13 protein-coding genes are annotated in these 12,410 nt (G+C 72.6%); 8 read left to right on the top strand and 5 right to left on the bottom strand.

Features of this window, described 5'->3' with window-relative positions; genetic code table 11:
* Positions 1 to 56: 56 nt before the first annotated feature.
* Complete coding sequence (locus tag DN069_RS34735; RefSeq protein WP_243640172.1) at positions 57 to 920, top strand: DMT family transporter; 864 nt, start codon at positions 57 to 59, stop codon at positions 918 to 920.
* A 9-nt stretch (positions 921 to 929) separates the two neighbouring features.
* Here the strand turns inward: DN069_RS34735 and DN069_RS34730 are convergent, their stop codons facing one another.
* Positions 930 to 2,570, bottom strand: coding sequence for an AMP-binding protein (locus DN069_RS34730; protein WP_111507227.1), 1,641 nt, complete (start codon positions 2,568 to 2,570; stop codon positions 930 to 932).
* 277 nt (positions 2,571 to 2,847) lie between these two features.
* On the opposite strand from DN069_RS34730, the gene DN069_RS34725 reads away from it, so the two are divergent.
* Positions 2,848 to 3,084 (top strand): hypothetical protein, encoded by a 237-nt coding sequence (locus DN069_RS34725; protein ID WP_133260142.1) that lies wholly within the window; start codon positions 2,848 to 2,850, stop codon positions 3,082 to 3,084.
* Between the two features lie 102 nt (positions 3,085 to 3,186).
* On the opposite strand, the gene DN069_RS34720 is transcribed toward DN069_RS34725, so the two are convergent.
* On the bottom strand, positions 3,187 to 3,966 hold the full coding sequence (locus DN069_RS34720) for a trypsin-like serine peptidase (RefSeq protein ID WP_243640168.1): 780 nt from the start codon (positions 3,964 to 3,966) through the stop codon (positions 3,187 to 3,189).
* A 202-nt stretch (positions 3,967 to 4,168) separates the two neighbouring features.
* Between DN069_RS34720 and DN069_RS34715 the strand changes: the two genes are divergently transcribed.
* Entirely contained in the window at positions 4,169 to 4,927 is a 759-nt protein-coding gene (locus tag DN069_RS34715) for an ArsR/SmtB family transcription factor (protein ID WP_111507225.1), read from the top strand.
* Between the two features lie 157 nt (positions 4,928 to 5,084).
* The gene (locus tag DN069_RS34710; protein ID WP_243640167.1) at positions 5,085 to 5,753 is read left to right on the top strand and encodes an HAD-IA family hydrolase; all 669 of its coding nucleotides are present in this window, start codon (positions 5,085 to 5,087) and stop codon (positions 5,751 to 5,753) included.
* Positions 5,754 to 5,765: 12 nt separating this feature from the next.
* On the opposite strand, the gene DN069_RS34705 is transcribed toward DN069_RS34710, so the two are convergent.
* On the bottom strand, positions 5,766 to 7,022 hold the full coding sequence (locus tag DN069_RS34705) for an MFS transporter (protein ID WP_111507224.1): 1,257 nt from the start codon (positions 7,020 to 7,022) through the stop codon (positions 5,766 to 5,768).
* 70 nt (positions 7,023 to 7,092) lie between these two features.
* On the opposite strand from DN069_RS34705, the gene DN069_RS34700 reads away from it, so the two are divergent.
* Together DN069_RS34700 and DN069_RS34695 are read left to right on the top strand one after the other, a co-directional pair.
* Positions 7,093 to 7,989, top strand: a complete 897-nt coding sequence (locus DN069_RS34700) for a winged helix-turn-helix transcriptional regulator (RefSeq protein WP_111507223.1) — start codon at positions 7,093 to 7,095, stop codon at positions 7,987 to 7,989.
* Positions 7,990 to 8,128: 139 nt separating this feature from the next.
* Complete coding sequence (locus DN069_RS34695) at positions 8,129 to 9,049, top strand: oxidoreductase (RefSeq protein WP_111507222.1); 921 nt, start codon at positions 8,129 to 8,131, stop codon at positions 9,047 to 9,049.
* A gap of 7 nt (positions 9,050 to 9,056) precedes the next feature.
* Here the strand turns inward: DN069_RS34695 and DN069_RS34690 are convergent, their stop codons facing one another.
* Both DN069_RS34690 and DN069_RS34685 read right to left on the bottom strand, forming a co-directional pair.
* A complete protein-coding gene (locus tag DN069_RS34690; protein ID WP_111507221.1) occupies positions 9,057 to 9,572 on the bottom strand; it encodes a mycothiol transferase in 516 nt (171 codons plus the stop codon).
* A 42-nt stretch (positions 9,573 to 9,614) separates the two neighbouring features.
* A complete protein-coding gene (locus DN069_RS34685; protein WP_243640166.1) occupies positions 9,615 to 10,877 on the bottom strand; it encodes an MFS transporter in 1,263 nt (420 codons plus the stop codon).
* 88 nt (positions 10,878 to 10,965) lie between these two features.
* On the opposite strand from DN069_RS34685, the gene DN069_RS34680 reads away from it, so the two are divergent.
* Together DN069_RS34680 and DN069_RS34675 are read left to right on the top strand one after the other, a co-directional pair.
* Positions 10,966 to 11,541, top strand: coding sequence for a CGNR zinc finger domain-containing protein (locus DN069_RS34680; RefSeq protein WP_243640164.1), 576 nt, complete (start codon positions 10,966 to 10,968; stop codon positions 11,539 to 11,541).
* Between the two features lie 48 nt (positions 11,542 to 11,589).
* The gene (locus DN069_RS34675; RefSeq protein WP_111507220.1) at positions 11,590 to 12,366 is read left to right on the top strand and encodes an alpha/beta fold hydrolase; all 777 of its coding nucleotides are present in this window, start codon (positions 11,590 to 11,592) and stop codon (positions 12,364 to 12,366) included.
* Positions 12,367 to 12,410 lie beyond the last annotated feature (44 nt).

Below are 12,410 nucleotides of genomic sequence, written 5' to 3'. Positions count from 1 at the left end.
CCCCCCCCGCGCGCCCCGCCACCTTTCCCGACCGCCTCGCCCCGGCCCGCCGTCGCCTGCTCGACTGGCGGGTCAAGTTCGCCGCGCTCTCGCTCGTCTGGGGCTTCAGCTTCCTTTTCATGAAGGTCGGCAACCGGGGCTTCGCGCCGCTGCAGGTCACCCTCGGGCGTCTGGTGGCGGGCTCGGCGGTGCTGCTGGTGGTGCTCGCCGTCAAGCGGCAGCCGCTGCCGCGCGGGGCCGGCCTGTGGCTGCGCCTGGCCGTGGCGGGGTTCCTGCTCAACGCGCTGCCCTTCGCGCTGTTCGCCTACTCCGAGCAGCGCATCCCCTCGCAGCTGGCGGGCATCTGCAACGCCACCTCGCCGCTGTGGGGCATGGTGCTGTCCGTCGTCGCACTCGCCGAGGACCGGCCGAGCCGGCGGCGGGTCGCCGGGCTCGGCCTCGGCTTCCTCGGCGTGCTGACGGTGCTGGGCGCCTGGCAGGGCTTCCGCGGCGTCGACCCGCTGGGCGCGACGCTGGCGCTCGCGGCCTCGCTCAGCTACCCGATCGGCTGGATCTGGGTCCGACGCACCCTGGCCGGCCGCACCGAGTCGCACCTGACCCTGACCACCGGTCAACTGCTGCTGGCCGCCGCTCAGGTGGCGATCGTCACGGCGTTCTGCACGCACCTGCCCGCGAGCGTCGAGCTCGCCCCGACGCTGTCGGTGCTGGCGCTCGGCGCTCTCGGCACCGGCTTCGCCTTCCTGCTCCAGTACGGCCTGGTGGCCGAGGTCGGCCCGACCACCGCGCAGACCGTCACCTACGTCACCCCGCTGGTGGCCACCGTGGCGGGCGTGGCCGTGCTGGGCGAGGCACTGCACTGGAACACCCCGGTCGGCGCGGTGATCGTGCTGCTCGGCGCGGCCCTGGTCCAGCGACGCTAGGGCCCCGCGTCAGAGCCCCAGGAGGCGGCGGCCCTCCTCGCGCATCTCCACCTTGCGGATCTTGCCGGTGACCGTCATCGGGAACGAGTCGACCAGGTGCACGTAGCGCGGGATCTTGTAGTGGGCCAGCTTGCCCGCGCAGAATTCGCGGACCTGCTCCACCGTCAGCTCCGCCGCGCCGGGCCGGAGTTTGATCCAGGCCATCAGCTCCTCGCCGTACCGCTCGTCGGGCACGCCGATCACCTGGACGTCCTCGATGTCGGGGTGGGTGTAGAGGAACTCCTCGACCTCGCGCGGGTAGACGTTCTCGCCGCCGCGGATCACCATGTCCTTGATCCGGCCGACGATCGAGACGTAGCCGTCCGCCGCCATCTCGGCCAGGTCGCCGGTGTGCATCCAGCCCTCGGCGTCGACGGCCTCCGCGGTGCGCTCCGGCTCGTTCCAGTATCCGAGCATCACCGAGTAGCCGCGGGTGCACAGTTCGCCGGGGGTGCCGACCGGGACGGTCGCGCCGGACTCCGGCTCGACGACCTTCACCTCGACGTGCGGGTGGACCCGGCCGACGGTCGCGACCCGGTGCGCCAGGGAGTCGTCGGGGCGGGTCTGGGTGGAGACCGGCGAGGTCTCGGTCATGCCGTAGGCGATGGTCACCTCGGCCATGCCCATCTCGGCCATGACCCGCTTCATCACCTCGACCGGGCACGGGGAGCCGGCCATCACGCCGGTGCGCAGCGTGGACAGGTCCCAGCGGCCCGGATGCGCCTCCAACTGGGCGAGTTCGGCGATGAACATGGTCGGCACGCCGTACAGCACCGTGCAGCGCTCGGCCTGGACGGCGTCCAGCGCGTCCACCGGGTCGAACAGGGCGCCGGGCACGACGATGCACGAACCGTGGGAGGTGGCGCCGAGGTTGGCCATCACCATGCCGAAGCAGTGGTAGAACGGCACCGGCACGCAGACCCGGTCCTGCTCCGTCCAGCGCTGCACCTCGGCCACCTGGAAGCCGTTGCCGAGGATGTTGCGGTGCGAGAGCGTGGCGCCCTTGGGGCGGCCCGTGGTGCCGGAGGTGTACTGGATGTTGGCCGGGTCCTCGGGGGACAGCTCCGCCTCCCGCTCGCGCAGCGCGGACAGTGGGACCGCGGCGCCGCCCTCGACCAGCGCCTCCCAGTCGGGCGTGCCGATGAAGACGACCCGCTCCAGCTCCGGGCAGTCGTCCCGGACCGCCTGGACCAGCGCGACGTAGTCGCTGGACTTCACGCGCGTCGCGGAGACCAGCAGCTTGGTGCCGGACTGCCGCAGTGCGTACGCGATCTCGTGCTGCCGGTAGGCCGGATTGAGATTCACCAGAATCGCCCCGGCGCGCGCCGCCGCGTACTGCGTCAGCACCCACTCCGCGCAGTTCGGCGACCAGATCCCGACCCGGTCCCCCGCCTCCACCCCGGCCGCCAGCAGGCCGCGGGCGAGTTCGTCCACGGCGGCGTCGAGCGCCGCGTAGGTCCAGCGGCGTCCGCTCGCGCGCTCCACCAGCGCGTCGTGGTCGGGGAAGGCGCGGGCGGTGCGGGCGAGGTCGGCGCTCACGGTGGCCTCGGGCAGCGGCGGTTCGGCCGCGCCGCGGCGGTGGGAGAGACCCGGATCGAGCTCGACGGACATGGGCGAGGGCTCCCTGTTCACGACGGGGTTTGGTGGGTCGGAGCCTAGGGGAGTGGTGGGTTGGTGTCGACGGGTCCACGCCGGAAGCGGACGCTGTGGTTCGTGATCATCAGACGCGGAATGTGTGCGTATTCATTGAAGCAATGCGCGTACATGTCAGTGGCATTTGCGCCATGATGAGTCCACGAACCCTCGCTCTTCTTTTGGAGCCGTTGACGTGGGACGTCATGCGAACGAACCCCTGCCGCCCCCGGCAGTGACGCGCACCCACCTCCGGGTGCTCTCCACCCTCCTGGCGAGACACGCGGCCGAACTCCCCGACGAACGCCTGCTCGACGCGGCGTCGCAGGACGCCGTGCGGCTGCTCGCCTGGTCCACATCCGCCGCGGCGCTCGCGGCGGCCGCTTTGGCGGAATCTGATCCCCAACAGGCCGGCCGTTACCGTAAACAGGTGCGTGACACCCTTGCCGAGGCCCACGCGCTGGCCTGGTATCCGGGCAGCAACAGCGCCTGAGACCTTTCCCGGCTCTTCGGCTTCCCGGCCTCGGGCCTCCCGGCCCTCGCCGGTTCTGCCTTCGGCCGGTTCAGCCTTTGGCCGTCTCAGCGCTTGGCCGTCTCAGCCCTTCGCGTCCTCGGCCACGGCCGCCCGGTAGAGATCGCCGACCCGGTCGCCGAAGTACGAGCTGTACGAGATGTCGTCGGTGTACCCACCGGTCTCGAAGCCGCCGATCACGCCGATGACCGTGCCCTCGTCGTGGGTGGGGCCGCCCTGTCCCGGGATCAGCCACGGGCTGCCGCTGGTCCCGTCGCTGTATCCGGTGCAGTCGATCCGCATCTGGGTCGAACTGAAGCGGTCGACCAGGTCCGAGCAGGTGATCGGCAGATCCGTCGCGCTGGGGTAACCCGTGATGGTGACGACGTGGTCGAACCCCTCGTCGACCGCCAGCCGGTTCGCGCCGACCGCCTGCTGGACCGTGCGCCCGCCCAGCGGGGCGACCAGGGCGAAGGCGACGTCGACGTCCGGGTCGCCGGTCGCGGTCCAGGCCGGGTCCTCGATCGTGTTGGTGACCTGCCAGACGCCGAGCGGGGCCGAGCCGCTGCGGTAGCCGGGCACGAAGACCTTGTTGGAGTCGTCGCCGCTCAGGCAGTGCGCGGCGGTGACGATCATGTTCCCTCTGGGGCTGTCCACCACGCTCGCGCTGCAGTAGTGGGTGCCGGCCAGGCCGTCCGAGAAGAGCGCGCCGACGCGGTCGTCGACGCGGTCGGCGTTCGCGGTGCGGGAGGCGCCCAGCTCCTCGGAGGGAGAGGCGGCACCGGTCGCGCCGGCGAGCGCCAGGGCCACCAGCCAGGCCACGGCCGCCAGGGTGCGGCGCCGACGCGGCGCCGCGGGTGCCACCCCGTCGAGGGGGGCGGCGGGAGGAGCGCCGGCGGGGGCGGCGTCCTCTACGGGGTGCGGTGCGGGGATCAGTGGGACCTCGCAGTGCGAAGGGGAGGTTGCGGACATGCTGCCCTGACATCGCCGCTGGTCACAAGGTGCACTGGTGGGAATTTAACGGACCGCTTGACATGTGACCGAATGGTCACCTATTTTTGGTGGCGTGGACGAGGTCTTCAAGGCCCTGGCCGATCCCACCCGGCGCGCCCTTCTCGACGCGCTGTACGAGAGCGACGGCCAGACGCTGAGTGCGTTGGAAGCACGGTTCGAGACGAGTCGCTTCGCTGTGATGAAGCACCTCAAGCAACTGGAAGAGGCCGGCCTGATCGTCACCCGACGTCAGGGCCGGGAGAAGCTGCACTTCCTCAACCCCGTCCCGATCCGATTGGTCCACGACCGTTGGGTCAGCAAGTTCGCCGAGCCCTGGGCGGCTGCGCTGAGCGGTCTCAAACGCGATCTGGAGTCCACCATGGAGAAGATCTTCGAGATCTACATCCGCACCACCCCGGAGCGCCTCTGGGAGGCGATCACGGATCCCGCGATCCGCGCCAAGTACAACTTCGGTGCCGGCATCGTCGGCGAGCTCGCGCCCGGCGCGCCGTTCACCATGACGGGGGTGGGCGCCGAACGCCCGCTGGGCGAGGGTGTCACCCTCGAGGTCGAGCCGCCGCGCCGGCTCGTGCAGAGCCTGCGGGCCCTGTGGAGCGAGGAGGCCAAGGCCGAGGGCACCTCCCGCGTCACCTGGGAGATCGAGCCCGTCGGGGATTCCTGCCGGCTCACCGTCACCCACGACCAGCTCCGCGAGGGCGCCAACGACCAGCTGTACGGCGGCTGGCCGATGATACTTTCGGGCCTGAAGACCTGGCTCGAGACGGGCGAGGTGCTGACCACTCCGGGTTCGCTGATGTACGGTCACGGCTAACGGCCTTGGCGCGGTCCCGGCGGTGCCGGGTGGGACCTTTGCGGCACCCTTCGGGACCATAGCCTCTTGGAGGAACGGCCGTGGCCGGGGAGGCTGGAGGGGTCAGGGCTCTGCTGGGACAGGGCCGCTCCCCGGATAGGAGGGACGATCCCCTTCCGTGACCGCACACTCCTCCGCACCTGCCGTGCTCACCGTCGACGCCGTCCTCTTCGACAATGACGGCACCCTGATCGACTCGGTGGGCTCGGTCCGTCGTTCCTGGGCCCAGTGGGCCGAGGAGGCCGGCCTGGATCCGGAGCAGCTCGACAAGGTCGGTTACCTCGGTCGACGGGTCCACGAGGTGATCGGCGAGCTCCTGCCCGAGTCACAGGTGGCCGAGGCCGCCGCACGGGTCCAGCAGCTGGAGCTGGCCGACGCCCCGAACAGCCGGCTGCTGCCGGGCGCCGAGGAGTTGCTCTCCGCGCTCCCCAGAGACCGCTGGGCCGTCGTCACCGCCACCACCCGGGCGCTCGCGCTGCGCCGCTTCTCCACGCTGGGCCTGACGGTCCCCATGCTCGTCGGCGCGGAGGACGTCGACCGCGGCCACCCTGACCCGGAGGCCTTCCTGACCGCGGCGGAACGCCTCGGCGTCGCTCCCGCCCGCTGCCTCGTCATCGAGGACACCCCGGCCGGCCTGGCCGCCGGCCGCGCCGCCGGCATGCGCACCCTGGCTCTCGCCACCAGCCACGACCCGGACGAGCTGGAGGCCGACGTGATGATTGCCGACCTCTCCCAGGTCCGCCCCCTGGTCGAACGCGACGGCTCCCTGGCGCTGCTGATCGGTTGATCGGCTCGCGGTTCAGGGCAGTTCGCGCATCCGGCGGATCGGGCCGGCCCAGAGGATCGCCGGACTGACGGCGGCCAACACGCCCATCAGCGCGAACGCAGTGCGCGTTCCCCACAGGGTGGCCGCGCCACCCGCGGCCAGCGCGCCGAAGGGGATCGCGCCCCACGAGACGAAGCGCACCGTCGCCATCACCCGCGGCAGCAGCTCAGGCGGGGTGGCGGTCTGGCGGTAGGTGCGGGTCACGATGCTCGTCACCACCACCGACCCGGCGAAGCCCGCGTTCCCGACGGCGAACACGACCAGCAGCGCCGAGTGGCCCGAGGCTGCCATGAGGGCGACGAAGAGGGGCGCGCCGAAAGCTGCCCAGCGCAGGGCCCGCGCGTTGCCCAGCAGGCTGACGATCCGGGGCGTCAACGCCGCGCCCACCAGGGCGCCGAGCCCCTCGGTCGCGATGAGCAGGCCGACCAGGGCGGGCGGCGCGCCCAGCGTGCGGACCAGGAACACCGGGGTCAGTGCCATCAGGCCGCCGCACACGAAGTTGACGGCGGTCGCGTCCGCGGCGCAAGGACCGATCACCGGGTGGCGGGTGACGTAGCGCCAGCCCTCGCGGATCATCTCGCCCATGCCGCGGCGGGCGTCCCCGGACGCCGGGTGCTCCACCCGGGGCAGCGTGCTCAGCACCGCCGCGGAGGCGAGATAGCTGACGGCGTCGACCACGATCGACGCGGCCGCGCCGAGCAACTGCACCAGCACTCCGCCCACGGAGGGGCCGCCGAGCTGTGTGGCGGCCCGGGTGCCCGAGGTGAGGCTGTTGCGGCTGGTCAGCTCGTCCTTGCTGACGATGGAGGGCAGGAACGTCGAGTTGCCGACGTCGAAGACCACGCTCGCCAGCCCGACCACCAGGGCGACGACGATCAGTTGGGGGAGACCGAGCGCGCCGAGGGCGGCGCTCAGCGGCACCGACGCCACCGCGACCGCCCGGAGCAGGTCCATGGCCACCTGGGTCCCGCGCAGCGGCAGTCGGTGGACCAGAACGCCCGCCGGCAACCCGATGAGCAGCCAGGCCACATAGGACGCCGCGGTGATCAGACTGACCTGCAACGCCGAGGCGTGCAGCGTCAGCACCGCGACCAGGGGCAGCGCCACCGCCGTGACGGCGTCGCCGACTCCGCTGACCGTGGAGGCGGTCCAGTAGCGCCAGAACGCGCCGACACGCCTCCGTGGCGGCCGCTCCGCCGTCGTCTCCTGTCCCTCCACTGCCGTGGCCATCCACGCCCCCCTGTCTGAGCTCCATCGAAAGGAATGAGTCTCTTTTCGGAACTCACTATACTGATGGATCATGCGGTACACAGAGCTGGGGGACCCGGACTGCTCGATCGCGCAGGCGCTCTCCGTGGTCGGAGATCCCTGGACGCTGCTGCTGATCCGGGACGTGGCCGGCGGCTCGCACCAGTTCGACGCGCTCCGCGACGGACTCGGCATCAGCCGCAAGGTGCTGACGGAGCGCCTGAAAGCCCTGGTCGCGGACGGGGTGCTGGAGCGGCGGCTCTACCACCCGCATCCGCCGCGGTACGAGTACCACCTGACGCCCGCCGGGAGGGGCCTGCTGCCCGTGCTGGTGGCGCTTCAGGACTGGGGATCGCGCCACGTCATGGGCGATGGCACCCTCTCGGCCACCAGCACCACCGACTCCGCCGAGACCCGCCGGGTGCACGCCCTCGTCGGACACCGGCTGCCCGCACTCGAACTGGCCGGCACGGACGGCGCGCCCGTCGACCCGGTCGCGGCCGACCGGGCCTGGACCGTCCTGTACTGCTATCCCGGCGCCTACGCGCCGGGCGGGCAGGACTATCCGCCGGGCTGGGGCGAGATCCCCGGCGCCCGGGGCTGCACGCTCGAGTCGTGCACCTATCGCGACCGGATGGCCGACTTCGCCGAGCGCGACGTCCGCGTGCACGGGGTCAGCACGCAGCGCCCCGACCAGCTCGCGGCGTTCGCCGAGCACGAGCGGATCGCGTTCCCGCTCCTCTCCGACGCCGAGCTGCGTCTCGCGGCGACGCTGCGCCTGCCCACCTTCCGAGCGGGCGGCGTGGACCGGCTCAAGCGACTGACCCTGGTGCTGGACGTCTCCCGAACGGTGCGCGGCGTGCTCTACCCGCTGGAGGACCCGGCGGGGTCCGTCGAGGACGCCCTCGCGCTCGTCGACTCCCTCACCGGCGCAGGCTCGCTGACCTGACACCAGATCCAACGGGCAGGGCGGGACCGTTCGTTCCCGATCAGGGTGTGAGCTTTCGCCCAGCGATCAGGCCTGTTGTCGCCCTCCTGAACTGCGCATACTCCTGCATCGGACGGATCGGCAGCATGAGGGGGAGCAGATGGACGCGACGGCGGCAGGCACCTGGAAGCTCGGCGATCTGGAGGTGAACCGCCTCGGCTACGGCGCGATGCGGCTGACGGGGAACGGCGCCCTCGGCAACTCGGACGGCCCGCCCATCGACCGCGACCTCGCGGTCCGGCTGCTGCGCGGCGCGGTGGAGCAAGGCGTCAACCACATCGACACGGCCGCGTTCTACTTCGCGCCGCTGCGCTCGGCGAACGAGCTCATCAACCGGGCCCTCGACTCCTGGCGGGACGACGTCGTGGTGGTCACCAAGGTGGGGCCGCGGCGCGCCCCCTCGGGGGAGTGGCTGCCGATGGCACGCCCGGACGAGCTGCGGGGCCAGGTGGAGGAGAACCTGCGCCAACTCGGCCGCGACCACTTGGACGTGGTCAACCTGCGCCGCAACGGCGACACCGTGACCTCCGTCGCGGAGCACTTCGGCGCGCTCGCAGAGCTGCGAGACGCCGGACTGATCCGGCACCTCGGGCTGTCGAACGTGGAGCCCGGGCACGTGGCCGAGGCGCGGGCGATCGCGCCGGTGGTGTGCGTGCAGAACTCCTACGGCCTGGACGCGCGCACAGCCGACGAGAGCGGGCTGGTCGACCTGTGCGGGGAGCTGGGCATCGCGTTCGTGCCCTTCTTCGCACTGTCCGGGCTCCGCCGCGAGGCGGCCGCCGCCCCGGAACAGGACGCGCGCGTCCAGCGGGTCGCCGCCGCCCACGGCGCCACGCCCGCCCAGGTGCGGCTGGCCTGGACCCTGCACCGCGGCCCGCACGTGCTCGCGATCCCGGGCACGGCCGACCCGGCGCACCTCGCCGAGAACATCGCCGCCGCCGCTCTGCCATTGAGCGAGCGCGAGCTGGCCCTGCTCAACGGGGCGGCCGAGCCTGCCGAGGTCGGCCCGGCTGGGCCGTGACCCGTCGTCAGCGGGCCCGCTCCAGCAGGCCGCGTACGTAGGCGGCCTGCCCGGCGTGCTGGAGGTCGTCGGAGACGACGCTGACCAGCCGGACCGCCGCCGTGACCGGTGGGTCCCAGGAGGCGTCGACGACCCGGTCCAGGTGATGGCCGCCGGAGCCGGAGAGGAAAGCGACCGTGCGGGCGTGGACGTCGTCGTGGTAACCGAGCAGCCGCTCCGCGTCGACGCCCTCGAGGGAGGCGACCTGGCCTGCGTTCTGGCCGTAGCCGGTCGCACCGGGCCCGAAGGGGAGCGCGAAGCGCTCCCGCCAGCCGAGATCGGTCCAGGCCTGCGGCTTTTCGGCCAGCTCGCTGACGTGGTCGTCCTGGACCCGGGTGAGGTGCCAGACCAGCCAGGCGATCGAATTGGCGGCCGGGTCGGGCTGGAAGGCCAGCTGCTCGGGCGTCAGGTCGGCGGCGGCCTCGTGCACGATCTCCTTGACCCTGACGAAGGCGTCACTGAGCAGCTCGGTCGCGACGGTCATCGCAGATCCTCCTCGCGGGCACGTCGTGTGCGCAGCACGACCCTAGCCCGACTGTGCGGCGGCGGCGCGGGGTGCACGTTCGGACGTGTGACGTGGCGCCACCCCACCGGGCTGCACCTGCGGGGTCACCCGCAGGTGCAGCCCGGCGAGCAGCACGCACAGCGCGGCTGTCGTCGACCACAGCGCCGTGGTCCCCGCGTGGGCGAGCAGCTGGGTGCCGAGCACCGGCGCCAGCGTCGCGGCGACGCCCCAACTGGTGCCGAAGACGGCGAGGTAGCGGCCCGTGCCGCCGGCCGGTGCCAGGTCGGTGACGAGGGCGTAGGCGCGGCCCATCACCAGCAGGTCGCCGAGGCTCCAGACCGCCGCCGCGGCGAGCAGCGCCGGCAGGGAACGCAGCAGCGCGTAGCCGACGAGCCCGGCGGCGAGCAGCAGATGGGCGAGGGCCAGCGCGGTGGGGGTCGACAGGCGGGAGATCCGGGGCAGTCGGACCAGCGGCTGGGCGAGCACGGTGGTGGCCGCCGCGGCGGTGAAGAGCAGCCCCGCGTCGGCGGCCGGGCGGCCCTCGCGGGCGAACGCGAGTGGCAGCGACATCACCGTCTGCTGATTGATCAGGGCGTAGGCGGTGCCGGTGGCCAGGATGCTGAGCAGGGCCCGGTCCCGCAGCGGCCGCACCCGCGCCGCCGCCCCTCCTGTCGCTCCCGCCTCCTCGGCCGCTTCCGCTCCGGCTCCGAGCGGCCCCGTCGGGTGGTCCCTGGGCAGGGCCAGCCGGATGACCAGCGCGCAGGCCAGGCAGCTCGCGGCGTCGACGACGAAGAGCCAGCGCAGGTCGACCCGGCCGAGCAGCGCGGCGAGCAGTCCGGCGCCCATCCCGCCGACCGCGAGCGCGGCGCTGAACAGGCTGAAGGCGCGGACCCGCTGGTGCGGCGGCACCGACTCGCCGATGATCGCCTGGCTCGGTGGTTCGTAGAGCTCGAAGGCGAGCCCGAGCAGCACCGCGCCCGCGATCGCCCAGCCGAGCGAGCGCGACGCGGCGATCGCCGTCTGGGCCACCGCGCAGGCGCACAGCCCCAGCACGATGGTGGTCCGTCGGCCGATCCGGTCGGCCAGCCGCCCGCCGGCCAGGCGGGACGGGATGGTCGCCAGGCCGAACGCGGCGGTGACCAGACCGGCGGTGGTCAGGCTCGCGCCGTGGTCGGCGCAGATCAGCGCGGTGAGGAAGGGCAGAGAGAAGGCGCCGAGCCGGTTCACGACCCGGGCGAGAAGAAGCAGCCGGACCGTACGGGGCAGAGTTTCGGGGCGCGCCACATTCACTCCTCGCGTCACTGGTGAATCGGCTATTGTCAGTGATGTAGCCGGTGGGGTCACCGTAGGCGGGCGAAAGGTAACTGGTCAAGTGTTGTTCGACAGTCACATGCGGACCCTGCTCGACGCCTCGGTCGCGCTCGTCAACGCACTCACCGACGGCGAGGCACGCGGCCGCCCCTACACCGCACCGCAAGGCGTCGAGCGCGTCGGCGCCGTCCGCGCCGTGCTCAACGCCGGAGCGGACCTCGGTCCCGAGGCGGCCGACCACCTCGCCGCCACCGCCCGCACACTGCGCACCGTCTTCGAGGCGGTCGCCGCCGACCGTCTCGACGACGCCGCGCACGCGCTCAACGCGCTGCTCCGCGACAGCGGAGCGCGACCCCAGCTCGACCGCGCGCCGGGCGAGCCCTGGCAGGTGCACTTCCACGGCGGCGACGACTCCTACGCCATCGGCTGGAGCGCCGGCTGCGCGACCGGTCTGGCCATGGCCGTCGGCGGCGACTACGCCGGCCGCCTTGGCGTCTGCGCGGCCCCCCACTGCGACCGCGTCCACGTCGACACCTCCCGCAACGCCGGCCGGCAGTTCTGCTCGACGGCCTGTCAGAACCGGGTCAAGGCGGCCGCGTTCCGGGCCCGCAGGGAAAAGGGTTCGACGGGTCCCTGACACGCTGGCACAGTGACGCAGCACCGAAACGACGATCGCGGAGGAACGATGCACGACGCCCAGGTGACCCCGGCCGGCGACCGGATCCGGTGGATCGAGCTGCCCGGCTCGGGCGAGGGGCGGCCCCGGGTCTATCTGCACGGCCTCGGCGCCTCCTCGGGCCCCTACTTCGCCGCGACGGCCGTCCACCCGGCCCTGGCCGGGCCCCGATCCCTGCTGGTGGACCTGCTCGGCTTCGGGATCAGCGACCGCCCCGAGGACTTCCCCTACACGCTGGAGGCGCACGCCGACACGCTCGCGGCGGCGCTGCGCGCCGCCGAGGTGACGGACGCGGACGTGATCGCCCACAGCATGGGTGGCTCGGTGGCGATCGTGCTGGCGACCCGTCATCCCTCGCTCGTCGCCCGGCTGGTGCTGGTCGACGCCAACCTCGACGCGCTGCCGGCGGTACGCGGCCGGGTCGGCTCCAGCGGCATCGCCTCCTACGGCGAGGAGGAGTTCGTCTCCGGGGGCTGGCGGGAGGTCCGCGACCACGTGGGCGCGCACTGGTGGTCCACCATGCGTCTGGCCGGTCTGACCGCGCTCCACCGCAGCGCCGTCTCCCTGGCGGCCGGCAGCGACCCGGTGATGCGCGAACAGCTGCTCGGGCTGGATCTGCCCCGCACCTTCGTCCACCCGGAGGCTGACGGTGCCCCGGACGGCGCGGCCGAACTCGCCGCGGCCGGGGTGAGGCTGGTCGCGATCCCGGACTGCGACCACAACATCATGCTGGACAACCCCGAGGCCTTCGCCCGCGCCACCGCCGCCGCACTGGCCGACGGCTGACTCCGGGAACGCGAGGGCCCCACACCGCACGCGGTGTGGGGCCC

It is taken from the genome of Streptacidiphilus pinicola (assembly GCF_003258295.1).
GTDB classification, from domain to species: domain Bacteria; phylum Actinomycetota; class Actinomycetes; order Streptomycetales; family Streptomycetaceae; genus Streptacidiphilus; species Streptacidiphilus pinicola.
Note: the sequence above shows the minus strand (reverse complement) of the source record. Positions and strands in the feature narration are given on the sequence as shown.